Source organism: Sphingomonas xinjiangensis (assembly GCF_014199255.1).
GTDB lineage: Bacteria > Pseudomonadota > Alphaproteobacteria > Sphingomonadales > Sphingomonadaceae > Sphingomonas > Sphingomonas xinjiangensis.
In genome coordinates this window covers 29,932-53,313 of the sequence record NZ_JACIJF010000014.1, presented here as the reverse complement: position 1 = coordinate 53,313, position 23,382 = coordinate 29,932, and the positions used below count along the sequence as shown (strand labels likewise).

22 protein-coding genes are annotated in these 23,382 nt (G+C 67.1%); 13 read left to right on the top strand and 9 right to left on the bottom strand.

Annotated features, from left to right (window positions below):
• Window positions 1–10 precede the first annotated feature (10 nt).
• Window positions 11–997 carry an LLM class flavin-dependent oxidoreductase gene (locus FHT02_RS16985; protein WP_184090450.1) on the bottom strand — a complete coding sequence of 329 codons (987 nt, stop codon included), beginning with the start codon at window positions 995–997 and terminating at the stop codon, window positions 11–13.
• A 139-nt stretch (window positions 998–1,136) separates the two neighbouring features.
• On the opposite strand from FHT02_RS16985, the gene FHT02_RS16980 reads away from it, so the two are divergent.
• From FHT02_RS16980 to FHT02_RS16960, 5 genes are read left to right on the top strand one after another with little or no spacing between them, the layout of a single operon-like run.
• A complete protein-coding gene (locus FHT02_RS16980) occupies window positions 1,137–1,799 on the top strand; it encodes a pyrimidine 5'-nucleotidase (RefSeq protein ID WP_184090447.1) in 663 nt (220 codons plus the stop codon).
• 1 nt (window position 1,800) lies between these two features.
• Window positions 1,801–2,607 carry a 2,3,4,5-tetrahydropyridine-2,6-dicarboxylate N-succinyltransferase gene (gene dapD, locus FHT02_RS16975; protein WP_184090444.1) on the top strand — a complete coding sequence of 269 codons (807 nt, stop codon included), beginning with the start codon at window positions 1,801–1,803 and terminating at the stop codon, window positions 2,605–2,607.
• Window positions 2,608–2,635: 28 nt separating this feature from the next.
• Window positions 2,636–3,313: a DUF6891 domain-containing protein gene (locus FHT02_RS16970; RefSeq protein ID WP_184090441.1), complete on the top strand. Its 678-nt coding sequence runs from the start codon at window positions 2,636–2,638 to the stop codon at window positions 3,311–3,313.
• Between the two features lie 42 nt (window positions 3,314–3,355).
• Entirely contained in the window at window positions 3,356–4,120 is a 765-nt protein-coding gene (locus FHT02_RS16965; protein ID WP_184090437.1) for a tryptophan 2,3-dioxygenase, read from the top strand.
• Window positions 4,117–5,229, top strand: a complete 1,113-nt coding sequence (locus FHT02_RS16960) for an aminotransferase class V-fold PLP-dependent enzyme (protein WP_343056980.1) — start codon at window positions 4,117–4,119, stop codon at window positions 5,227–5,229. Before FHT02_RS16965 ends, FHT02_RS16960 begins: the two co-directional genes overlap by 4 nt.
• Here FHT02_RS16960 and FHT02_RS16955 read toward each other — a convergent pair.
• A complete protein-coding gene (locus tag FHT02_RS16955) occupies window positions 5,226–5,654 on the bottom strand; it encodes a CoA-binding protein (RefSeq protein ID WP_184090434.1) in 429 nt (142 codons plus the stop codon). The two genes, FHT02_RS16960 and FHT02_RS16955, sit on opposite strands and share 4 nt — an antisense overlap.
• A 3-nt stretch (window positions 5,655–5,657) precedes the next feature.
• Window positions 5,658–6,623: an Mrp/NBP35 family ATP-binding protein gene (locus tag FHT02_RS16950; RefSeq protein WP_184090431.1), complete on the bottom strand. Its 966-nt coding sequence runs from the start codon at window positions 6,621–6,623 to the stop codon at window positions 5,658–5,660.
• Window positions 6,624–6,694: 71 nt separating this feature from the next.
• Here FHT02_RS16950 and hflK point away from each other — a divergent pair, with 71 nt between their 5' ends.
• From hflK to FHT02_RS16925, 5 genes are all read left to right on the top strand, one after another.
• Complete coding sequence (gene hflK, locus FHT02_RS16945) at window positions 6,695–7,822, top strand: protease modulator HflK (RefSeq protein WP_184090428.1); 1,128 nt, start codon at window positions 6,695–6,697, stop codon at window positions 7,820–7,822.
• Between the two features lie 11 nt (window positions 7,823–7,833).
• Window positions 7,834–8,676, top strand: a complete 843-nt coding sequence (gene hflC, locus FHT02_RS16940; protein WP_184090506.1) for a protease modulator HflC — start codon at window positions 7,834–7,836, stop codon at window positions 8,674–8,676.
• Between the two features lie 94 nt (window positions 8,677–8,770).
• A complete protein-coding gene (locus FHT02_RS16935; protein WP_184090426.1) occupies window positions 8,771–10,294 on the top strand; it encodes a Do family serine endopeptidase in 1,524 nt (507 codons plus the stop codon).
• Window positions 10,295–10,365: 71 nt separating this feature from the next.
• Window positions 10,366–11,964 carry a helicase HerA-like domain-containing protein gene (locus FHT02_RS16930; RefSeq protein ID WP_184090423.1) on the top strand — a complete coding sequence of 533 codons (1,599 nt, stop codon included), beginning with the start codon at window positions 10,366–10,368 and terminating at the stop codon, window positions 11,962–11,964.
• Between the two features lie 36 nt (window positions 11,965–12,000).
• Window positions 12,001–13,959: an OPT family oligopeptide transporter gene (locus tag FHT02_RS16925; RefSeq protein ID WP_184090420.1), complete on the top strand. Its 1,959-nt coding sequence runs from the start codon at window positions 12,001–12,003 to the stop codon at window positions 13,957–13,959.
• 46 nt (window positions 13,960–14,005) lie between these two features.
• On the opposite strand, the gene FHT02_RS16920 is transcribed toward FHT02_RS16925, so the two are convergent.
• The 6 genes from FHT02_RS16920 to queF all read right to left on the bottom strand — a co-directional run bounded on the left by FHT02_RS16920 (window position 14,006) and on the right by queF (window position 19,928).
• The gene (locus FHT02_RS16920; protein ID WP_221239538.1) at window positions 14,006–14,455 is read right to left on the bottom strand and encodes a hypothetical protein; all 450 of its coding nucleotides are present in this window, start codon (window positions 14,453–14,455) and stop codon (window positions 14,006–14,008) included.
• A 96-nt stretch (window positions 14,456–14,551) separates the two neighbouring features.
• Window positions 14,552–14,725, bottom strand: coding sequence for a DUF465 domain-containing protein (locus FHT02_RS16915; protein ID WP_184090417.1), 174 nt, complete (start codon window positions 14,723–14,725; stop codon window positions 14,552–14,554).
• Window positions 14,726–14,943: 218 nt separating this feature from the next.
• A complete protein-coding gene (locus FHT02_RS16910) occupies window positions 14,944–15,762 on the bottom strand; it encodes an APH(3') family aminoglycoside O-phosphotransferase (RefSeq protein ID WP_184090413.1) in 819 nt (272 codons plus the stop codon).
• Window positions 15,762–17,048 carry a glycoside hydrolase family 130 protein gene (locus FHT02_RS16905; protein ID WP_184090410.1) on the bottom strand — a complete coding sequence of 429 codons (1,287 nt, stop codon included), beginning with the start codon at window positions 17,046–17,048 and terminating at the stop codon, window positions 15,762–15,764. Before FHT02_RS16905 ends, FHT02_RS16910 begins: the two co-directional genes overlap by 1 nt.
• Window positions 17,049–17,095: 47 nt before the next feature.
• Window positions 17,096–19,357 (bottom strand): glycosyltransferase family 4 protein, encoded by a 2,262-nt coding sequence (locus tag FHT02_RS16900; protein ID WP_246352487.1) that lies wholly within the window; start codon window positions 19,355–19,357, stop codon window positions 17,096–17,098.
• A gap of 124 nt (window positions 19,358–19,481) precedes the next feature.
• Window positions 19,482–19,928: a preQ(1) synthase gene (gene queF / locus FHT02_RS16895; RefSeq protein WP_184090404.1), complete on the bottom strand. Its 447-nt coding sequence runs from the start codon at window positions 19,926–19,928 to the stop codon at window positions 19,482–19,484.
• Between the two features lie 54 nt (window positions 19,929–19,982).
• Between queF and FHT02_RS16890 the strand changes: the two genes are divergently transcribed.
• From FHT02_RS16890 to FHT02_RS16880, 3 genes are read left to right on the top strand one after another with little or no spacing between them, the layout of a single operon-like run.
• Window positions 19,983–20,834: a sulfurtransferase gene (locus tag FHT02_RS16890; RefSeq protein WP_184090401.1), complete on the top strand. Its 852-nt coding sequence runs from the start codon at window positions 19,983–19,985 to the stop codon at window positions 20,832–20,834.
• Window positions 20,831–22,009: a cystathionine beta-lyase gene (gene metC / locus FHT02_RS16885; RefSeq protein WP_184090398.1), complete on the top strand. Its 1,179-nt coding sequence runs from the start codon at window positions 20,831–20,833 to the stop codon at window positions 22,007–22,009. The genes FHT02_RS16890 and metC overlap by 4 nt, the downstream gene beginning before the upstream one ends.
• Entirely contained in the window at window positions 22,009–23,289 is a 1,281-nt protein-coding gene (locus tag FHT02_RS16880; RefSeq protein ID WP_184090395.1) for a mechanosensitive ion channel family protein, read from the top strand. The genes metC and FHT02_RS16880 overlap by 1 nt, the downstream gene beginning before the upstream one ends.
• The last annotated feature ends 93 nt before the right edge of the window (window positions 23,290–23,382 follow it).

The following is a 23,382-nucleotide window of genomic DNA, read 5'->3' as shown; positions in this document are numbered from 1 at the left end:
CCTATCCGCTTCAAAGCCCCTGCATCACCTCCGCCGCGATCCCGATGCTGCGGCGGCGCGCCTGGTGGTCGAACATCGCGCTGGTAAGCATCAGTTCGTCGGCGCCCGTTTGCTCGATGAAGGCGGCGAGGCCGCGGCGCACCGTTTCCGGGCTGCCCGTGGCGGATGCCGACAAGAACTGGTCGAGTGCGGCCTGGCCGTGCGCGCCGAGGCTTTCGCGATAACCGCGCACCGGCGGCGGGAGCTGGATCGCCTGGCCCGTGCGGATCGCGACGAACGCCTGTTGCTGCGAGGTGGCGAGATATTCGGCCTCCTCGTCGGTGTCGGCGGCGAACACGTTGAAGCCGAGCATCAGATGCGGCTTGTCGAGCACGGACGAGGGGCGGAAGTTGCGGCGATAGGTGTCCGCCGCCTCCATCATCAGCCCCGGTGCGAAATGCGAGGCGAAGGCATAAGGAAGCCCGAGCATCGGCGCCAATTGCGCGCCAAACAGGCTGGAGCCCAGAATCCACAGCTTCACGTCCGCGCCGGCGCCGGGCGTCGCGCGAATGCCGAGCTTGGGATCGTCGGCGAAATAGCCCTGAAGCTCGAGAACGTCCTGCGGGAATTCCTCGCCATTGCCGCCCATGCCGCGGCGGATCGCGCGGCTGACGCGCTGGTCGGAGCCCGGGGCACGCCCCAGCCCCAGATCGATGCGCCCGGGGAACAGCGCGTCCAGCGTGCCGAACTGCTCGGCCACCTGAAGCGGCGAATGGTTGGGCAGCATGATGCCGCCCGCGCCGACGCGGATGCGGCTGGTCGCCTGGCCGACATGGCCGATCACCACTGCCGTCGCGGCGCTGGCGATCCCCTCCATGCCATGATGCTCGGCGACCCAGTAGCGCGAATAGCCGAGATCCTCGGCATGCTTCGCCAGGTCGGCGGCATTGGCAAAGGCCTGGGCGGCGGTCCCGCCCTGAACGATGGGGACGAGGTCGAGCAGGGAATAAGCGGTCATGGCCCGCAGATGGGAAGCGGGACGGGGCGGCGCTAGATAGTTCTGGTCGCCGCGAGCAAAGCGAAACTCGTCCGCGTGCGTCACGACGGCGGACAAAGACGTGCTTGATAGCCCGCGCGCGCGCGCCTAACCCCCCGTCATGATCCCGGCTCTGTCGCACGTCCGCAACTGGATTTTCGACCTCGACAACACGCTGTATCCGGTCAGCGCGAACCTGTTCGCGATGATCGATGCGCGGATCGGGGAATATGTCCGCACGCTGCTAAATTGCTCGCCCGAGGAAGCGCACCGCGTGCAAAAGGGCTATTTCCACGCGCACGGCACCACCCTGTCGGGGCTGATGACCGAGCATGCGGTGGACCCGTATCATTATCTCGATTTCGTCCACGACGTCGACATGAGCGTGCTGGAGCAGAACGAAGCGCTGATCCAGGCGCTGGCGCGGCTGCCCGGGCGCAAGCTGGTCTTCACCAATGGCGACGCGCCGTACGCGGAGAAGGTGCTCGACCGTCTGGGGCTGGGCCGCACCTTCGAAGCGGTGCACGACGTCCACGCCACCAACTACAAGCCCAAACCGCATCCCGACGCCTATGCCGGCATGTGCCAAGCCTATGGCATCGACCCAAGGGAGTCGCTGTTCGTCGAGGACATGGCGCGAAACCTGAAGCCGGCGAAGGATATCGGCATGGTCACGGTGTGGATCGACAACGGCTCTGAACAGACGCCCGACGAAGACCGCAGCTTCATCGATTACACCGTCAGCGACCTGGGGTCCTGGCTGCACGACATCTTGGAGGATTGAATTGAGCGACCTGCAAACCACCATCGACGCCGCCTGGGAAGATCGGGCCGAGCTTGGCCTGACCACGCAAGGGGCGGTGCGCGACGCGGTGAACGAAGCGCTGGCACTGCTCGACCGCGGCGAAGCGCGCGTGGCGGAGCCGGTGGGCGACGGCTGGCAGGTCAACCAGTGGCTGAAAAAGGCGGTGCTGCTCAGCTTCCGCCTCAACGACAATGCGCCGATGCAGGGCGGCTGGTTCGACAAGGTGCCGCTCAAGTTCGCCGACTGGGACGATGCCGCGTTCCGCGCGGCAGGCTTCCGGGCGGTGCCCGGCAGCGTGGTGCGCCGTGGATCGTTCATCGGCAAGGGCGCGGTGCTGATGCCCAGCTTCGTCAATATCGGCGCCTATGTCGGTGAAGGCACCATGGTCGATACCTGGGCGACGGTCGGCAGCTGCGCGCAGATCGGCAGGAACGTTCATATCTCGGGCGGCGCAGGCATTGGCGGCGTGCTCGAGCCGCTCCAGGCCGATCCGGTGATCATCGGCGACGGCGCGTTCATCGGCGCACGATCGGAAGTGGCCGAAGGCGTGCGCGTCGGCGACGGCGCGGTGCTGTCGATGGGCGTGTATCTAGGCGCGTCGACCAAGATCGTCGATCGTGCGACCGGCAAGGTGTATCGCGGCGAAGTGCCGCCTTATGCCGTGGTGGTGCCGGGATCGCTGCCGGGTGCCGAGGGCGGACCGTCGCTCTATTGCGCGGTGATCGTCAAGACGGTGGACGCGCAGACGCGTTCCAAGACCGGGATCAACGAGCTGCTGCGCGACTGAGCGCGCTCGCGATCGGTTGGAGACAGAGATGAAGCGCTTCTTTGACCGACTGTTCGGCTGGGCTCGCGCAAGCGAGTCCACGCCGCCCTCCATAAGCGACGCGCCCGTGGGAGACGCCGCCGATCCGCTGGCGGATCTGCGCGACAAGATCCGCCGCGATGTCGCGGCCGGGTTCGATGACGAGGATGTGATCCTCACCAACCTCGCCCACTATTTCGAGGAGGAGATCGACCCCGTCGTGGTGCGCCGCGAGGCGCCCAGGATCCTGCGCGACGTACTGGCCGAACATGCCCGGGCCGAGGCAAGCTGGCCGGCGGTGACGGATTGCGACCGGCTCGACACCGCCTTTGCCGCGCTGGAGCAAGACGGGATCATCGCTCGCCAGAACTTCACCTGCTGTATGACATGCGGGTCCAACGAGATCTGGGAAGAGGTGCAGGCCGCGAAGGACGCCGGACTCCCCGCCCATGGCTACACCTTCTACCATTTCCAAGACACCGACGCCGCGGTCGAAGGAAGCGGCGTGTATCTCGCTTATGGCGCGTGCGAGGATGGCGAGGGCCCCGCACTGCAGGTGGCCAACGACGTCGTCGCGGCGCTGCAGGCGCAGGGGCTCCACCCCGACTGGGACGGACGCTGGGACCAGCGCATCCATGTCCCGCTCGACTGGAAGCGGCGGCGGGGCGTGCCCGGCCTGCTCGGGTGATCGCCATGGCGCGGGCGGTCTGGAGCGCCTAGGATCGCGGCCATGACCGAACCCATGACCTATGGGCGCTACCTCGCCCTCGACCAGTTGCTCGACGCGCAGCACCCGCTGTCGGACCGGCACGACGAGCTGCTGTTCATCATCATCCACCAGACCAAGGAGCTGTGGCTCAAGCAGATCATCGCCGAGCTGCTGCTCGCGAAGGATCTGGTTCGATCGGGCAAGCTGATCGAGGCGTATAAGAACCTGGCGCGGGTCAGCCGGATCCAGGCGGTGATGACGCTGAGCTGGGACGTGCTAGCGACGATGACGCCGAGCGATTACACGCGCTTCCGCGAAGTGCTGGGGCCGAGTTCGGGCTTCCAGTCCGACCAGTTCCGTGCGGTCGAGGTGCTGCTGGGCCTGCGCGGCGGCGGGGTGCCGGGGCCGCTCAGCACCCAATATGCGCAGACGCCCAGCCTGTGGGACGATGCCAATGCCGCGCTGGCGGCGGCGGGGTTCGCGCTGCCGGGGGCGGCGCTGTCGCGCGACTGGACCCAGCCTTATCAGCCGAGCGACGGCGTGCGCGCGGCGTGGACGCAGGTCTATCGCGACACGCCCACGCACTGGGACCTGTACCAGCTCGCCGAAAAGCTGGTCGATATCGATGACGCGATGGCGACGTGGCGGCACAAGCATGTGGTGACCGTCAGCCGAGTGATCGGCATGAAGATGGGCACCGGCGGCACCGCGGGCGTTTCCTATCTCGAATCGACGCTGACCAAGCGCGCCTTTCCCGAACTCTGGTCGCTGCGGACCGAACTGTGAGCGCCAGCTACAAGCATCTGTTCCAGCGCGCGACCGCCGCCGCGCCCGACCGCACCCATTTCGCCGCGCACAGCCATCACCTCTGGCCCGACGCCTCCTATCTCGGCCAGCTTGCCGCCTGGGACGATGCCGCGCGGCTCGCCGACCGCAAATGGGGGCGGGTGATGGAGGAAATCTGGCCCGGCGCGCAGGATCATGTCGCCGCCGAGCTGAACCTGCCGGACAGGAGCACGGTGGTGTTCGCGCCGAACACGCACGAGCTGCTGCTGCGTATCGCCTCGGCCCTGCCCCGCCGGCCGCTTCGCATCCTGGCAAGCGATGGCGAATTCCACAGCTTCCGCCGCCAGAGTCTGCGTTGGGAAGAGAGCGGCGCGGCCAAGGTGGAGCGTGTGCCCATGGACCAGCTGGCCGAGCGCGCCGCCAGGGGCAAGCACGACCTGGTCTTCGCCAGCCATGTCCAGTTCGGCACCGGCCGCGTGTTCGAGGATATTGCGGCGCTGGCGGCGCTGGCCCGGCCGGAAGGGCCATGGGTGGTGATCGACGGCTATCACGGCTTCATGGCGGTGCCGACCGATCTGTCGGGCGTGGCGGACCGGGTGTTCTACATGGCCGGCGGCTACAAATATGCGATGGCGGGTGAAGGCTGCGCGTTCCTGCACGCCCCGCCCGGCTTCGGCGCGCGGCCCGAGATCACCGGCTGGTATGCCGAGTTCGACGATCTGTCGCTGCCGCCGGAGAAGGTCGGCTATGCGCCCGATGCGATGCGCTTCATGGGCGCGACGTTCGATCCCTCCGGCATCTACCGCTTCGTCGCGGTGCGCGACATGCTGGCGCATGAGGGGCTGACCACCGCGGCGATCAGCGCGCATTGCGACGATCTGCGCGCGCGGGTGCTGGCGGCGTTGCCGGCCGCGGCCGAACTGCTCAACCCGGGATCGCCAGCGCGGTTCGTGGCGTTGCGCTCGCCGCAGGCCGCGGCGTGGAAGGACGCGCTGGATTCGCAGGACGTGATCGTCGACGTGCGCGGCGACGTACTGCGGATCGGTTTCGGGCTTTACCAGGACGCGCGCGACGTCGAGCGGTTGCTAGAGGCAATGGGAAATCTTTAGGCGACCTTCCCCACCCCCAACCGCGGAATGTCGATCTTGGGGCAACGGTCCATCACTACTTTCAGCCCGGCGGCTTCGGCGCGGGCGGCGGCTTCCTCGTTGATCACACCGATCTGGAGCCAGACCGACTTGGCGCCCGCGGCGATGGCTTCGTCCACCGCCTCGCCGGCGGCCTGGGGGCGGCGGAAGATGTCGACCATGTCGATCGGTTCGCCGATCTGCGAAAGCTCGCGGAAGACGAACTCGCCATGGACATGCTCGCCGGTGATCTGCGGGTTGACCGGGATCACCCGGTACCCCCGGCTTTGCAGGTATGCCATCACGCCATAGCTCGGCCGATCGGGGCGGTCGGACGCGCCGATCATCGCGATGGTGCGGGTTTCCTCCAGCAAATGCTTGATATCGTCGTCGCGCGTCAGCGGCATGGTTCAGCCTCCGTTTGCGGCCAGCCACTCGTCAAGCTTGGCCGCCAGAACGGCGAACGTCTCCGCCTCCGGCCCGTTCCCCCAGGCCGGCGGCTCGCCAGCGTCGGACGCCTGGCGTATCGCCATTTCCAGCGGCACCCGACCGAGGAACGGCAGGTCCATGCGTGCCGCCGCGCGCTCCGCCCCGCCCTCGCCGAACGGGTGCGACACTTCGCCGCAATGCGGACAGGCATAGCCCGACATGTTTTCGATCAGCCCGATCACCGGCACGCCGACCTTGGTGAACAGGTCGATCGCCCGCGTCGCGTCGATCAGCGCCAGATCCTGCGGCGTGGAGACGATCACCGCGCCGGCCGGCTTGTGCTTCTGGATCATGGTGAGCTGCACGTCGCCGGTGCCGGGCGGCAGGTCGAGGATCAGCAGCTCGGCATCGCCCCAATCGGCATCGACCATCTGGGTGAGCGCGCTGCCCGCCATCGGCCCGCGCCAGGCGACCGCCTGCCCCTCGGCGACCAGCCCGCCCATCGACAGCATCGGCACGCCAAAGCGCGTTGGGATCGGGATCATCGTCTTGTCGCGCGCTTCGGGGCGAATGCCCTCGACCGACAGGAGCTTGGGCTGCGACGGGCCATAGATGTCGGCATCGACCAGCCCGACGCGCCGCCCGCGCTTGGCCAGCGCGATCGCCAGATTGGCGGCGACGGTGGACTTGCCCACCCCGCCCTTCCCGCTCGCCACGGCGATCAGCCGGCGGACGCGCCGCTCGCTGGTCTGGAGCACGCGGACCTCGGTGACACCCGGCACCGAAGTGGCGGCAGCGCGGACATCGGCCTCCAGCGCGTCACGGGTAGCGGGCGCGAGCCCCGTCACGTCGAGCACGATGTCGGCGCGTCCATTGTCGAAACGGGCCGTCGCGCGGCCCGCGGCCAGCGGCGCGAGCAGCGCCTGGAGTTCTGCTGCGGTGGTCATGCGCGGCGACATAAGCGCACATTCGCGCCGCGCCACTGTAAATCCGCGAGGGGACCCTTATAAAGGTTTGCATGGTGAACTTACTGCGCTGGCGCGCGCTTCCCGCCATTTGGAAAAACGAGGCTCCCCGCGGCCCCTGGGGCGGCGGCGGTGGCAGCGGCAATGGCGGCTCCGGAAACGGGGGCGGCAATGACGGTGGGGGCGGCGGCAAAGGCCCGCGCAATCCCTGGTCCTTCCCACCTGAGGGACGCCGGCCCAAGCCCGGCGGCGGCAACTCGCTGGAGGATCTGCTCAAGCGCGCCCGTGGCGGCGGCGGCATGCCCGGTATGCCGAGCGGCAGCCGCTTGTGGCTGATCGTCATCGGCGCGCTGCTCGCCATTTGGGTGCTCTACACCAGCATCCATCCGATCGGCCCGCGGGAGCGCGGCGTGGTGACGTCACTGGGCAGCTATTCCACCACGCTCACTCCGGGCGTGCGGCTGACGCTGCCCGCGCCCTTGCAGATGGTCGAGACGGTGGACGTCGCCAACATCCGCACCGAGAATTTCCCGACCAGCGGCGAAAACCTGATGCTGACCGGCGACCAGAATATCGTCGACCTGGCCTATTCGGTGCGCTGGGACATTCGCAGCGCCCCCGACTACGTGTTCCAGATCGCGCGGCCGACCGACACGGTGCGCGCCACCGCCGAGAGCGCGATGCGCGCGGTGATCGCCACCACCACGCTCAACGAGGCGATCGGCGAAGGCCGCTCGCGCATCGAAGCGCGCGTGCAGCAGAGCATCCAGCAGATCCTGGACGAGTACAACGCAGGCATTCGCATCCAGGGCGTGGCGATCCAGAAGGCCGCGGCGCCGCAGGCGGTGGACGAGGACTTCAAGCAAGTCACCGCCGCCCAGCAGGAAGCGCAGACCAACAAGAACAACGCCAACGCCTATGCCCAGCAGATCATCGCCGCGGCACAGGGCGAGGCGGCCGAGTTCGACAAGATCTACGAGCAGTACAAGCTCGCGCCCGAAGTGACGCGGCGCCGCATGTATTACGAGACGATGGAGCAGGTTCTGGCGCGCACCAACAAGACGATCGTTGAAGCCCCCGGCGTGACTCCGTACCTGCCGCTGCCGACAATGCGCGGCGGTGGCGGCACGACGCAGCAGGTCGCACCCCAGGCCGAGCCCCAGGCAGGAGCAGCCAAGTGACCCGGAACTGGATGCGCAACCCCATCGCGCTCGCGATCCTGGCGCTCGCCGCGCTGTTCCTGGTGCTGAGCACCGTCGCGATCGTGCCGGAAACCAAGCAGGTCGTCGTGCTGCGGCTTGAACAGCCGCTGCGCACGATCAACGCGTACAAGGCCGGCGAACAATATGGCCGCACCCAGGCCGGACCGTTCTTCCGCATCCCGTTCGTGGATCGTGTGGTGTGGGTCGACAAGCGCGTGCTCGATGTCGAACTGCCCAACGAACCGGTGCTCTCGACCGACCAGCTGCGGCTGGAGATCGACGCCTATGCCCGCTTCCGCGTGGTCGATCCGCTGCGCATGGTGGTTACGGTGGGCAGCGAGGAGCGGGTGCGCGACCAACTCCAGCCGCTGCTGCGCTCGTCGCTGCGCAACGAACTAGGCACCCGCCGTTCGGAAATCCTGCTCAGCCCGGAGCGCGGCGAAGTGATGGACAACATCCAGGCCTCGCTTCAGCGGCTCGCCAGCCAATATGGCGTGCAGATCGTCGACGTCCGCATCAAGCAGACCGAGCTGCCTAGCGGTTCACCGCTGAACAGCGCGCTGGAGCGCATGGCGACTTCGCGCCGCCAGGAAGCCGCAACGATCAAGGCACAAGGGTTGAAAGAAGCGCAGATCATCCGGGCGAACGCTGCGGCGCAGGCCGCGCAGATCTATGCCCAGGCGTTCAACAAGGATCCGTCCTTCTACGACTTCTATCGCGCCATGCAGTCCTATCGGAACACGTTCCTGGCGCAGGGCGAGGGCAAGGGCGACACCCAGATCATCTTGTCGCCGCAAAACAGCTACCTACGTGAGTTCATGGGGCAACGATGAGCCTGTCCGTTCGTTCACATTCAAACGCCGTTCAGCATGGCGGCGCAAGAGTCTGTCCCGAACGCTTTTTCATCCTTTGAGAGGATTTCCGCACGTGCGTTACGCATACGCTATTACCACTGCCCTTGCGCTGAGCGGCGCCGCCGCCGTCATGACTCTCGAACATCCCGCCGGTGCGCAAACCGCGCAGAACGAGCCGGGCGCGATCCAGGCTTCGGCGCCGCGCAACGGCGCGCCGATGAGCTTTGCCGACATGGTCGCCAAGCTTCAGCCCGCGGTGGTCAACATCTCGACCACGCAGCGCATCACTGTTCCGCAGCAGCAGAACCCGTTCCAGGGCACGCCCTTTGAACAATTCTTCGGCAATCGCGGCGGCGGCGGCGGCGCCCGGACGCAGGAAGCCCAGTCGCTCGGATCCGGCTTCATCATCTCCAACGACGGCTATATCGTCACCAACAACCATGTGGTGTCAGCCGGCACGCAGGGCGCAACGGTCGAATCGATCACCGTCACCCTGCCCGATCGCCGCGAGTTCACCGCCAAGCTGGTCGGCCGCGACGCGGCGTCGGATCTGGCGGTGCTCAAGATCCAGGGCACCAACTTCCCGTTCGTTCATTTCGGTGACTCGCGTCAGGCGCGCGTGGGTGACTGGGTGGTCGCGATCGGCAATCCATTCGGCCTGTCGGGCACCGTGTCGGCAGGCATCGTCTCGGCGGTGAACCGCGTCGGCATTGGTCCCTATGATCGCTTCATCCAAACCGATGCCTCGATCAATCGCGGCAATTCGGGCGGCCCGATGTTCGATCTTCAGGGTAATGTGATCGGCATCAACTCGCAGATCCTGTCGCCGACCGGCGGCAATGTCGGCATCGGCTTTGCCATCCCGGCCGAGCAGGCCAAGCCGATCGTCGACACGCTGATGAAGGGTGAAACCGTCACGCGCGGCTATCTTGGCATCGGCATCCAGCCGGTGACCGACGACATCGCAGGCGCGCTGGGCACCAACAAGGGCAAGGGCGAGATCGTCAGCCGCGTCGAGCCGGGTCAGCCCGGCGAGCGCGCGGGGCTGCGCCAAGGTGACATCGTGACTGCGCTGAACGGTCAGGAGATCACCCCCGAACAGACGCTGACGTACCTGATCGCGCGGCAGAAGCCGGGCGCGCGGGTCACGCTCGACGTGCTGCGCGACGGCCGGCGCCAGCAGTTGAGCGCCACCGTCGGCACGCGTCCGACCGAAGAGGAAATGCAGGCGCTTACCGGCCGCGGCTTTGATCCCGATGCCGAAGAGGGTGCACCCAACGCACCCGATTCGACCTCGGCGACCCTCGGCCTGGCCGTTCAGCCGCTCACGCCGCAGATCGCCCGTTCGCTCGGCCTCGATCCGAGCGTGCGCGGCGTCGTGGTCGCCGCTGTCGACCCGAACAGCGATGCGGCGACCAAAGGCCTGCGCCGTGGCACCGTCATCACGCGCGTGAACACCACCCCGGTGGCGTCGGCTGCCGACATCACCCGCGCGGTGCAGGCGGCGCGTGCCGCGGGACGCACCCAGGTGCTGCTGTACGTCAATGTGCGTGGCAATTCGGCGTTTGTCGGCGTGGATATCGACCCGCGCCGCTGATTTAGTTGCGGGCGGCGGCTGGTGAGCCCGCCGCCCGCGCTATTCTTCCACCGCCCTGCTATGGGGTGGCCATGACCGACATCTTCCTAGGCGCCAGCACCCCGGGTGCACGCCAGACACTGCTTCTTCACCGCGCCAACCGCCACGGTCTGATCGCGGGCGCTACCGGCACCGGTAAGACGGTGACTCTCCAGACCCTGGCGGAGGGATTTTCCGCCGCCGGCGTCCCGGTATTCATGGCCGATGTGAAGGGCGATCTTGCCGGGCTCGGCCTGGCAGGCTCTCCCACTGCCAAGACCCACGCTGCCTTTGCCGCCCGCGCCGCCGAAATCGGCGATGCCGCATGGCGCTACGACGCCGTTCCCGTGCAATATTGGGACCTGTTCGGCGAACAGGGGCATCCCGTCCGCACCACGGTGTCGGAGATGGGGCCGCTGCTGCTCGCGCGGCTGATGGGCCTCAACGAAACGCAGGAAGGCGTGCTGACGATCGCCTTCCATGTCGCCGACCAGGAGGAGCTGCTGCTCCTCGACCTGGACGACCTTCAGGCGATGCTCGCCCATTGTGCCGAGCGCGCGGCCGAACTTTCCACGCAGTTCGGCAATGTCGGCAAGGCAAGCGTCGGCGCGATCCAGCGCCAGCTACTCCAATTGCGCACGCAGGGCGGCGACAAGTTCTTCGGCGAGCCCGCGCTCGACATCGCCGAATTGCTCCGCACCGATAAAAATGGGCGCGGCGTGGTCAATATCCTCGCCGCCGACAAGCTGATGGCCTCGCCGCGGCTTTATGCCAGCTTCCTGCTGTGGCTGCTTTCCGAACTGTTCGAATCGCTGCCCGAGATTGGCGATCCAGATAAGCCCAGCCTGGTCTTCTTCTTCGACGAGGCGCATCTGCTGTTCGACGATGCGCCCAAGGCGCTGCTCGACAAGATTGAACAGGTCGTGCGGCTGATCCGGTCCAAGGGCGTCGGCGTGTATTTCGTGACGCAGAACCCGCTCGACATCCCCGAGGATATCGCCGGGCAGCTCGGCAACCGTGTCCAGCATGCCCTGCGTGCCTTCACGCCCAAGGATGCCAAGGCGGTTCGCGCCGCGGCCGAGACGTTCCGTCCCAACCCCGGCCTCGACGTCGCGGCGGCGATCACCGAGCTGAAGGTGGGCGAAGCCTTGGTGTCGTTGCTTCAGGCGGATGGGTCGCCGGCGCCGGTGGAACGCACCCTGGTCCGCGTGCCGGGATCGCGCGTCGGTCCGGTCACGCCGCAGGAGCGCAGCGTGCTGATCGCCACCGACGCGGTGGGCGGCCGCTACGATGTCGCGGTAAACCGCGAATCGGCGGAGGAAATCCTGCAGGCTAAGGCTGACGAGGCCGCTGCGGCGGCGCTCGAAGCTAAGACCCACGAGGAAACGCTCAAGACCCAGGCGCGGATCGACAAGGAAAACGCCCGTATCGCCAAGGAGACAGAGCGCACCCGCATGGCTACCCGGCGTGCGCAGGCGACTTCTCCCTGGGACCAGATGGCAGACGCGGCGGGACGTGCCGCCGCATCGTCGATCGGCCGCCAGGTCGCCAATGAACTCGGCCGCGAGGTTCTGGGCGGGCGCGCCCGGCGCTCGCAAAGCCTTGGCGCGCGCCTGGTGCGCGGGGTGCTCGGCGGGCTGTTCAGGGGCTGAGAAGCGCGGCATAACGGCGCCCTGATTTCGGGGAGCATGGATTTGGCGACGGTAACCGGGGCGCGCGCACCGCTTGAACTCACGCTGCGCGGCGTGCTGCTGGGCGGGGCGATCACGCTGCTGTTCACGGCGGCCAACGTGTATCTGGGGCTCAAGATCGGGCTGACCTTCGCCACTTCGATCCCCGCCGCGGTGATCTCGATGGCGATCCTGCGCTTCTTTCCTAGTTCGACGATCTATGAGAACAACATCGTCCAGACCGTGGCGAGCGCCGCGGGCACGCTGGCGGCGATCATCTTCGTGCTGCCCGGGCTGGTGATGATCGGCTGGTGGACCGGCTTTCCTTATGTGACCACCGCCGCCATCACGATGACCGGCGGCATATTGGGCGTGATGTTCTCGGTCCCGCTGCGCCGCGCGCTGGTGGTCGACTCGCCCGAGCTCCCTTATCCCGAAGGCCGCGCCGCCGCCGAAGTGCTCAAGGTCGGCGCCGAGAGCCGCGAAGGCGGTGAGGAAAGCGCCAAGGGACTGAAGGTCATCCTGGTCAACGCGCTTGCCGCCGCCGGTTTCGCGGTGCTCACGCGCATGCGCCTGGCGGCCGAGGAAGGCGCGGCGTTCTTCAAGGCGGGCGCCGGCTCGACCGGCATCATCGGCGGACTGCAATTCGCGCTGATCGGCGCGGGGCATCTGGTCGGTCTCACCGTCGGCCTTGCGATCCTGACGGGCGTGGTGATCGGCTGGTGGATCGCCCTCCCCATCCTGAGTGCCGGCGTGCCAGGAGCCGCGGAGGAAGTCGCCAACACCGTGTTCCGCAGCGACGTGCGCTTCCTCGGCGCCGGCACGATCGGCGTGGCGGCGATCTGGACGCTGTTCAAGATCATCGGACCCGTCGCAGGCGGCATCCGCTCCTCGCTCGCGGCGTCGCGCGCCGCGCGGGGCGGGGCAGTGGTGGCGGTGGGCGAGCGCGACTTGCCGATCGGCGTCATCGGCCTGGTCTCCCTGGGCACGCTGTTCCCGATCGCCTGGCTGCTCTGGAGCGTGCTGGCGGGCGGGCCGCTTGAAGCATCGGCCGGGCTGCTGATCGCGGGATCGCTGGTGTTCGTGCTGGTGCTGGGGCTCGTGATCGCGTCGGTGTGCGGTTACATGGCCGGGCTGATCGGCGCGTCGAACAGCCCGGTGTCGGGCATCGGCATCCTGTCGATCGTCGCGGCGTCGCTGATGCTGGTCGGCATGTTCGGCCGCGATCTGGACCCCGGCACCACCCAGGCGCTGGTCGCCTATGCACTGATCGTCACCGGCATCGTGTTCGGCGTTGCCACCATCTCCAACGACAATCTCCAGGATCTGAAGACCGGCCAGCTGATCGGCGCGACGCCGTGGAAGCAGCAGGTCGCACTGGTGCTGGGCGTCATCTTCGGCAGCCTGGTGATCCCGCCCGTTCTGAGCGTGCTCAACGCCTCGTTCGGCTTTGCCGGCGTGCCGGGCGCCAGCGCCGACGCGCTCCCCGCCCCACAGGCCGCGCTGATCTCCAGCCTTGCCAAGGGCGTGCTCGGCGGCGATCTGCGCTGGGACATGATCGGCATCGGCGCGCTGATCGGCGCGGGCGTCATCCTGATCGACGAAGTGCTCGCGCGCACCGGCACGAAGCTGCGCCTGCCCCCGCTTGCCGTGGGCCTTGGCATCTACCTGCCGATGGGGGTTACGCTGACGGTGGTGCTCGGCGCGGTACTCGGCTGGTTCTACGACCGCGCCGCAGACCGCGCGCGCGACCCCGAATTCGTCAAGCGCATGGGCGTGCTGATGGCCACTGGCATGATCGTCGGCGACAGCCTGTTCGGCGTGCTCTACGCCGGCATCGTCTATGAAACCGGCAGCGATGCCCCGCTCGCGGTGACCGGCCCCGACTTCGCGCCCTATGCGCTCGCCGGCGGCACGCTGGCCTTCCTGGTGATCACCGCGTCGCTCTACGCTTATACCCGCCGCAAGGCGCGCTGAGGGGCCGGCAAGCCGGGCCGCGCTGGAAGCACACCCGGCAACCGGGTCAGGCCGGGTCGGCCAGCCGGTCGACCTGCGACAACAGCGCCGGCCGGTCGTCCCGCGCGGCGGCGGCCAAATGGCGCTCAGCGTCGCGCAGCCCGGCGGCGACCGCCCGCGCGATGGCGTCACGGCTGGTGCCGCACCAGCCCGTGCGGCTGCCGCGCGCGACCTCAGGCGTAGCAAAGCTGCGCGAGGCCTGAGCCCCTGCCGCGGTGGTCGCGACTCGGTCCACTTCGAGCCTTGCGCTCCAGGCGCAGCGCAGGGTCGACGCGCGCCCCGGCGGCGCCACTGATCCGACCTGCTTGTGTTCGATGACCACGGTGCCCCGATAATCCGCCCGCACCGGCCCGGAGCGATGCTCCACCGACGCGCTGTGGCTGTGAACGGGAGTGGCGGCCGCTGGACCTGCGGCGGCCAGGCTCAGGCCAAGCCCGAGCGATACGATGCGCTTCATGAAATATCCTCCTGCAAGGATCGGTGGCCGGCGCCACCGTGCGGGGCAGCATCGCGTGCCGCCCGTGCCAGTGCTGCGCCGGGCAAGGGCGTGCGATCAGGCGGGCTGGAAGCGCCGCATGCTGGCGTGCAGCCGGTCCTTGATCCGCAATCGCAGCTTCTTGAGCCGGAGCAGCTTGAAGCTGTCGGGCACGCGCTGCTTCAGCTCGCCGCGAATCTGGTCGTCAAGCCGCTTGTGCAGCTGGATCAGAGTATAAGTGAAATTGCTCATGCCACGCTCCTATCGATACCAAGTCGATCGAGTCGCTGCGAAGAGACCGGCGTTGCCATAGGCCTGCATCGAGCTAACCCGATGCGGTCCGACATCACGTTCGTCCAAAAGACGAGCGCCAGAGGGGCCCGGTCCGCTCACACAAGCTAAGCGGCGTCACGGCGCATTGCAAGAGGCGCAGCGGGCGGCACAGTCACCCCTCTTATTCTCCTGCGGGCCTAGAAGCACTCGTCCAGTGTCAGGTGGAAATCCAGGCGCGCCATGTCGGGCGTGTCCGCGCCGTAAGCGGCGAACAGCCGGGCTCCGAGCGCGTCGTCAAACGCACCAAGACAGTCCCACAGGATCGCAAGGTCCTGATACGGGTCGGCGATCCCCGCACGCCCGACATCAATGCAACCGACCACCCGGCCATCCTCGATCAGGATGTTGTCGAGCGAAAAGTCGCCGTGCGTCACCACGCGTTCGGTGGACAGAGGCAGCATCGCGCCAAGCTTCGCCCAGAGCCGCTCGGGCGACCAGCCGCTATGCGCGTCGCCGAAATCCTCCGCGTCGATCAGCCCGTCGCGCAGCCGCTGCTCGGCTTGCATCAGACGCAGCGCGTGATCGGCATTGAACGGGCAAGCAGCGACCGGAAGCGCGTGCAGATCGCGGAGAAACCCTGCCAGTGCATCCACCAGCGCCGGCGCGGTCTCTGGCTCGGCTTCCAGGCACTGGAACGCGGTGCGGCCAGGCAACGCCGCGGTGACCAGCCACGCCGCGTCCCCGTCCAGCAGAAACTGCCGCACCTTGGGCACGGCCACTTGCCCGTCGAGCCAGCGCAGCCGCGCCATTTCGTCGGCGATGTCCCGTGCGACCGAGCCGGTACCGTATTTGAGATACGCGAGCGACCCATCGGGCCGGGCGATGCGGTACACGTCCGCCCCGGCTTCTCCCACCAGGTCCTGGTGACACTGCGCTCCCTCAACCAGCGCGGCCAGCGACGGGGGCACGAACGGCGGCGGCACCGGCCGCTCGCGCGCCGGCCCCCCGCCCGCCATCAGGCCATGTTCTCGAGCAGCGACTGGATCCCGACAAATGCGAACGCCACCGAACTGTCGGCCACGCCATAGGGGATGAACAGCTTGTCGCCATGCCGGATCGCTCCGCAGGTATAGACCACGTTGGGCACATAGCCTTCACGGTCCTGATCGGCGGCGGCCAGCAGCGCCTCGGTCGAGCGCGCCAGCACCTTTGACGGGTCGTTCTTGTCGAGCAGGGCCGCGCCGATCGAGTATTTGCGCATCGCGCCTACACCGTGCGTCAGCACCAGCCAGCCTTCGTCGATCTCGATGGGCGGGCCGCAATTGCCCATCTGCACCAGTTCCCAGGGATAGCGCGGCTTGATCAGCAGCTCGCCGCCCTCCCAATGGGTGATATCGTCGGACGCGTGGAGGAAGATGTTCTCGCCGTCCTGGCGGCCGATCATCATGTAGCGGCCATTCACCTTGCGCGGGAACAGCGCCATGCCCTTGTTGCGCGCCGCGCTGCCGGTCATCGGCACCATGTCGAATGCGCGGAAGTCGCGGGTGCGCAGCAGCTCGGACTGGATCACCGATCCGTTATAGGCGGTGTAGGTGCCGATCCATTCCTCCGCCCCATCCTCATGGTGGAAATGGGTGATGCGCAGATCCTCGAGCCCGTTGGATTGGGCGCGGGTGATCGGAAACAGCACGGTGCCCGACAGCGTGGAGTCGCGGTGGCGATAGACCGTCACCGGCCCTTCGGGCACCCGCAATTCATCTTCCTCGCGCGCATCCGCCGCGGTGGCGAAGGGCGGCTCGGGCGCCAGCATCATCTCGTTATCGTCGGTGATGATGCCTTCGCGGAACGCCACCGACGATATGTGCCCTTCGCCCACGGAGCGCAGCGACATCAGGATCCGCATGCTGCCCGCCGGCATGCCGGTCTGGTCGTAATGCGGCACCGCGCTGGGGTTCATCAGCGCGGCGGCGGCATAGCTGTATTCGTGGCAGAAATAGGCGCCGATCAGCTGGCGCTTCTCGTCGCCAATCTGGCTGCCGTCGAGCTGGAGCAACGCCTCGATCTGTTCGTAGCGCGTCATGAACACGCGGCGCGTCTGCCAGTGCCGCGCCTCGAAATCCTTCAGCACCAATTCCAGCTGCGCGTGCGCGTCGGCGGGCGACATCGCCAGCACTTCGCGGACCAGCCGCTCGGTCCGGCTCGGCCCGCCGTCGCTCGATTGCCAGGCGATGTGAAAGGGGCGGACCACCACGCGCGAAGGATCTGCACGCAAGCGCAGCGAGTGGTTGAACAATTCCAGCATTGACCCCCCGAAAGGACCTGAACTCTACCGCACTGCCGCCTTGATACTCAGGCGACGGCGGCTCGGCGGGTTGTTGACACGTTTTGCGCGGGCTTTCCAAGAGCAGAAATCGCGCAATTCGCCAGCTGAAGCGCCAGGATCGACTCCGCGCCTTGATTACGGTTGAGCCCGGTCGGCATCAGCCCGTCGAAGCATCCGCCATCCTGTGCGGTCGCCAGCGGCAGCTCCAGGTCGTTCGCGCCCAGATACCAGCGATAGGCTTTCAGCGCCTCGTCCACCCAACGCTCGTCACCGCTCGCCTCGTGCGCCGCGACGCAGGCGTCGACGGTGGCCTGCGCCTCCAGCGGCTGCTGGTCGAACTGAAGCGGCTCGGCATAGGGACGCCCGAAGCTCTCGGACCCGACTGCGCGGAACCGGCCCTCGGGCGAGGTCTGGCGGCCCACGATCCAGTCGAGCGTCTCCAGACCGACATCGATGAAGTCCCGACGGCCCAGCACCTTGCCCGCGCGCAGCAGCGCCTCTGGCAGGCGAGCATTGTCATAGGCCAGCACGATTTCGAACCACTGCCATTCGGGGCGGCGCGCCTGGTCGAGCAGCGCGATCAGCTCTTCGCCATAGCGCGTCAGGATGTCGCGCGAGAGCGAGTGGCCCGGATGCGCCTCGATCATCGCGGCGGCGCCCAGCATGGCGAAGGCATGCGCGCGCGGCGCCTGCAATTCCAGCGCGATCGCCGCGGTGGTGTCGAACATCATCGACGCCCAGTCGCGATGCTTCTGCGCGCGCGCGTCCCGCGCGGTCACACCCAGCGCCCAGATCGCACGGCCATTCGAGTCTTCGGACCCGACATCCTCGCACCAGGTCCGGTCGAAATTCATGAAGTTGCGGAAACGGCGTGCGTCCGGGTTCCAGGCATATTGGACGAACGAGGCATAGATGCTCGTCCACTTGTCACGCAGCGTTTCGTCCACATCGTCGATCTTGGACATCAGGATCAGCGCGCGGGCGTTGTCGTCGATGCAATAGCCATGACGGCGGTCCGGCACCGAATAGATCGAGTGCTGGAGCATGCCGGTGGCATCGCTCATCCGCTCAACGGCGGCAAGGTCAGGCTTGAGCGGCGCCATCTCGGCGGCCGCGCGGCCAAGCTGGCGAGGCGCCTTTCCCAGCATCCCGTTGAGCTCGGCCATCGCACTCTCGGCAAGGCGCGGCCAGATCATCGTCCGCCCGCGTGCATAGGCGCGCTGCGACAAGGCCGCCCGCGCGACCTTGTCGGTCAGCAGGCGGTCGATCTCGCGCGCGAACGCGGCGCTGTCGCCGAACGCCACCTGCACGCCGTGATCCTGGTCCAGGATCTCGGTCGCGTGGACATAAGGGGTCGAAATCACCGGCTTGCCCACGCCCACGGCATAGGAAAGCGTGCCCGAGGTGATCTGCGCCGGATTGCTATAGGGGGTGACGTACAGGTCGGCCGCCTGGAGATAATCGATCAGGTCATCATAGTCGACGAAGGCGTCGATAAACTGGACATGCTCGGCGACACCGCGCTCCTGCGCCAGCGCCTTCAGCCGCTCGCGATAGGCTTCGCCCTCATGCGCGACCAGGTTGGGGTGCGTGGCGCCGAGCACGACGTACAGCGCGCGCGGATGGTTCGCGACCACCTGGGGCAGTGCCGAAATCACCGTCTCGATGCCTTTGTTCGGCGCGAGCAGGCCAAAGGTCAGGACGACTTCGCGGCCTTCCCAGCCGAACGCCGGCTTCATCGTGTCGGGATCGGCAAACGGCCGATCCGGAACGCCGTGCGGGATCATGATGACCTTCTTGTCATCGACGCCGTGCACGCGCTTCAGGATGTCGCGCCCCTTTTCGGCCATGACGATCACGCGCTCGGACCGGCGCAGCAGCGCGTCCATGACGCGGCGCTCGTCGGCGCTCGGCTTTTCCAGAACGGTGTGCAGCGTGGTGATCACCGGGATCGACAGGCGATCGGTCAGCGCCAGCAGGAACTCGCCCGCCGCGCCGCCATAGATGCCATATTCGTGCTGGATCCACAGCGCCTGCGCGCCGCTTGCCTCGATGGCGCGGGCGGCGTCGAGATAGGCGCCGCGGTCATGCTGCGGGATCGCGCGGGTGACCGCCGACGGGTAATCGTAGCGCCCGGGATGGTCGTCCATCGCGTACACGTCCACCCGAAGATCGGGGAAGCTCTGCTTCAGCGCCATGTACGTGTCGGTGGTGTACGTGGCGAGCCCGCACTTGCGCGGCAGAAAGTTTCCGATCAGCGCAAGATGACCGATCTGCGGCCCGTTCATCGACGGCAACATCCCCACTCCTTCGCTGCTGCAAACAGATCAGGCGCGTCGCGCCCGTTACAACCTGCTCAACTCTGCAGGGTGAATATGGTTGCAGGAATGTTGCAGCGCAATATGACTCAAGTTAGCCCCGACCGCGATAGCCCGGCACGTCTTGCGCTGGGATCCACACCCCCGCCGGCGCCTCGCCCGACTGCCAGAACACGTCGATCGGAATGCCGCCGCGCGGGTACCAATATCCGCCGATGCGCAGCCATTGCGGCTTCATCTCGGCGAACAGCCGCTCGCCGATGCCGACCGTGCAATCCTCGTGAAAGGCGCCATGGTTGCGGAAGCTGCCCAGGAACAGCTTGAGCGACTTGGATTCGACGATGGTCTCGCCGGGCACATAGTCGATCACCAGATGCGCGAAATCGGGCTGCCCGGTGATCGGGCATAACGACGTGAACTCCGGCGCGGCGAAGCGGATCATGTAGCGGCTGCCGGGCCGGGGATTGGGTACATAGTCGAGCTCCGCGGCTTCCGGTGAGTCAGGAAGGGCGGAGGTCTTGCCGAGATGCTTTGCGTCCATGCGCGGCGATGTAGGGGTTTGCCGCGCGCTTTGCATCCTCCTAGACCCGCATTCATGGAAGCGCTGGTAACGACCGATTGGCTCGCCGAAAGACTGGGCGACCCCGACCTTCTTGTGCTCGACGCGAGCTATACTTCCAAGATCCCGGGCGCGCCGGCCAAGGATCCGCGGGCGAACTTTGCTGCGGCGCACATACCCCGCGCGCGCTTCCTCGACCTCGACAGCCTGGTCGATCAGCGCGATCCCCTGCCCTCGATGCTGCCGCCGCCCGATCAGGTCGCCGGCCGCCTGCGCGCGCTCGGGGTGGGGCAGGGCACGCGCGTCGTCCTCTACGAAGACGGGCTGCACCACAGCGCCTGCCGTGCCTGGTGGGTGCTGCGCAGCGCCGGGCTGGACGCCGCCTTGCTCGACGGCGCGCTCGCCAAGTGGCGGCGCGAGGGCCGGCCGCTCGACGCCGCGGAAGTTGCCACCCCTGCCCAACCTAGCACCTTCGGGCCATCGACGCCCAGAACCACCGTTTTCCGCGTCGACCAGATGCTGGCCAACCTCGCTTCTGGCACCTATCAGGTCGCCGACGCCCGCTCCGCAGCGCGCTTCACCGGCGAGGAACCCGATCCCCGTCCGGGCAGTGCGTCGGGCCATATCCCGGGATCGAAGAACATCCCCTATCCCAGCTTCTTCCACTCCGACGGCACCTGGAAGTCCCGTCTCGCAATCGCCCAGGTCTTCGCCGAAGCCGGCATCGATCCCGCCCGCCCGCTTGTCGCCACCTGCGGCTCGGGCATCACCGCTGCGGTGATCGTGTTCGCCGCCCACCTGCTCGGCCACGACGCCGCGCTTTATGATGGCAGCTGGTCGGAATGGGGGATCCACCCCGACACGCCCAAGGCTATGGGTCCTGCATGAAGAAAGACGCCACCCGCATCGTCTCCGCCGGCCGCAAGCCCGAATGGACAGGAGGTATCGTCAACCCGCCGGTGTGGCGCGCTTCGACCATCCTGTATGACTCGGTCGCCGAGCTGCGCGGCCGCGGCGCTGCCGACACCCACCACAAGCTGTTCTACGGCCGTCGCGGCACCCCGACGCAATGGTCGCTCGCCGATGCGCTGACCGAACTGGAGCCCGGCGCCGAGGCGACCTTGCTCTACCCCTCCGGCGTTGCCGCTCTCACCACCGCACTGCTGGCGGTGCTCGAGCCGGGCGACCAACTGCTGATGCCCGACAGCGCCTATGATCCGACGCGTAACTTCGCCAACGGCATGCTCAAGCGGATCGGCGTCGAGACGATCTTCTACGATCCGCTGATCGGCGGCGGCATCGCCGCGCTCTGCACCGACCGCACCAAGGCGATCCTGATGGAAAGCCCGGGCAGCCTGACCTTTGAGGTGCAGGACGTGCCGGCGATCGTCGGGGTGGCGAAGCAACGCGGCATCACCACGCTGATCGACAACACCTGGGCGACGCCGCTGCTGTTCCCGGTGATCGGACTGGGTGTCGACTATACCATCCTGGCGTGCACCAAATATGTCGTGGGCCATTCCGACGTGATGCTGGGATCAGTGACCGCAGCACCCGGGCACTATCAGGCGCTACGTGCCGCGACCTACGAACTTGGCCAGACCGCGAGCCCCGACGATGCCTGGCTCGGCGCACGGGGTCTGCGGACCATGGCGGTGCGTCTGGACCAGCATGGCCGATCGGCGCTGCAAGTCGCGCGGTGGCTGAAGGCCCGACCCGAGGTCGCGCGCGTGCTGCACCCCGCTTTGCCCGATTGCCCCGGCCACGACATCTTCGCGCGCGACTTCCGCGGCGCGTCGGGCCTGTTCTCGTTCGTGCTGGACGGCGGCAGCGATGCCGCGCGCACCACGCTGATCGACGGGCTCGAGCATTTCGGTATCGGCTATAGCTGGGGCGGGTTCGAGAGCCTGGCGATCCCCGTCGATCCGCAGCGACACCGCTCGGCAACGACCTGGCAAGCCGAGGGGCCTTTGGTGCGGCTTCAGATCGGGTTGGAGGACCCGGAGGACCTCATCGCCGATCTGGAAGCCGGCCTGGCCCGCTTCGCGGATGCGCGCGGCTGATGCTGATGGAGCAGTTCGGCGATTGGCTTGCCGGCCACAACCTGCCGGGGGCCGCCGAGCTGACCGAAGCGCTGATAGCCGCCGCTTTGGCAGTGCTGGGCCTCGCGCTGGGCTGGCTGGGGGGACGCCGGATCGGAACCGGGATTGCCCAGGCCTGGGCGGACCGAGTCAATCAGCCGATCGAGAGGCTGCAGCTGCGTGTCTGCGAGATCGTCCGCTGGGGCGCTGCGTCGATCCTGCTATCCCTGATAGCCGCTGCCTGGCCCTGGGGAGCGCTAGCGGCGCTGGTGATCGGCCTGGTCCAGGCGAGCGCAGTGGCCATGCTGGCGATCGGCGTGCTGCGCGGCCTGAACCTGCCGCGCTGGGCAGCTTGGAGTCTGGCCGCACTCGCCTTTCTGGCGATCCTGTCGCACGCGATAGGCGGACTCGCGGTTATCGAGACCACCTTGGACCGGGTCGGTGTGCAGGTCGGGCATCGCCGGATCACGATGCTGTCGGTCCTGACCTTTGGGATCACCGTGCTGCTGCTGTTCGCCGCCGTCCGGCTGGTGAACCGGGTGCTCACCCATTCGATTGCCCAGGCACGCGGCTTCGACGCCACTCAGAAGCTGCTGTTCCAAAAGCTCGCCGCGATCGCCGTAGTGGTCGCCGCCTTCTTCGTCGGCGTGGACCTGCTCCAGATCGACTTGACGGCCTTTGCCGTCTTCTCGGGCGCGTTCGGGCTCGCCATCGGCTTTGGCCTGCAAAAGACCATCGGCAACTTGATCGCAGGCATCATCCTGTTGATGGACCGATCGATCAAGCCTGGCGACGTGATCGTCGTGGGCGACAGCTTCGGCTGGGTGAACAAGATCGGCGTGCGCGCAGTCAGCATCATCACCCGCGACGGCAAGGAGCATCTGATTCCGAACGAAAACCTGATGACGCAGGAAGTGGAGAACTGGTCCTATACCGATCGCAACGTCCGCGTGCGTATCCCGGTAACCGTCGCCTACACCTGCGACCTCAAACTCGCCCAGGAATTGATGCTGCGCGCTGCCGGGGAAAGCCCGCGCGTACTCGGCACGCCGCGCAGCAATGTCTGGTTGATGGCCTTTGGTGAAAAGGGCGTAGAGCACGAGATCCTGTGCTGGATCAGCGACCCCGAGAGCGGCGTCGGCAACATCAAGAGCGATGTGCTGAACCGGCTATGGGCACTATTCAAGGAGCATGGCATAGAGATCCCCTATCCAGTGCACGATATACGCGTGAAGGAATGGCCGAAGGACCCGCGCGGCTGATCGCGCTTTTAAGGATAGGATGATCCACGGCGTTGCGATTCCGGTGGAGCTTTCGCGAGCCCGGGTTCGGATCAGATTGCCCCTCGCGAACCG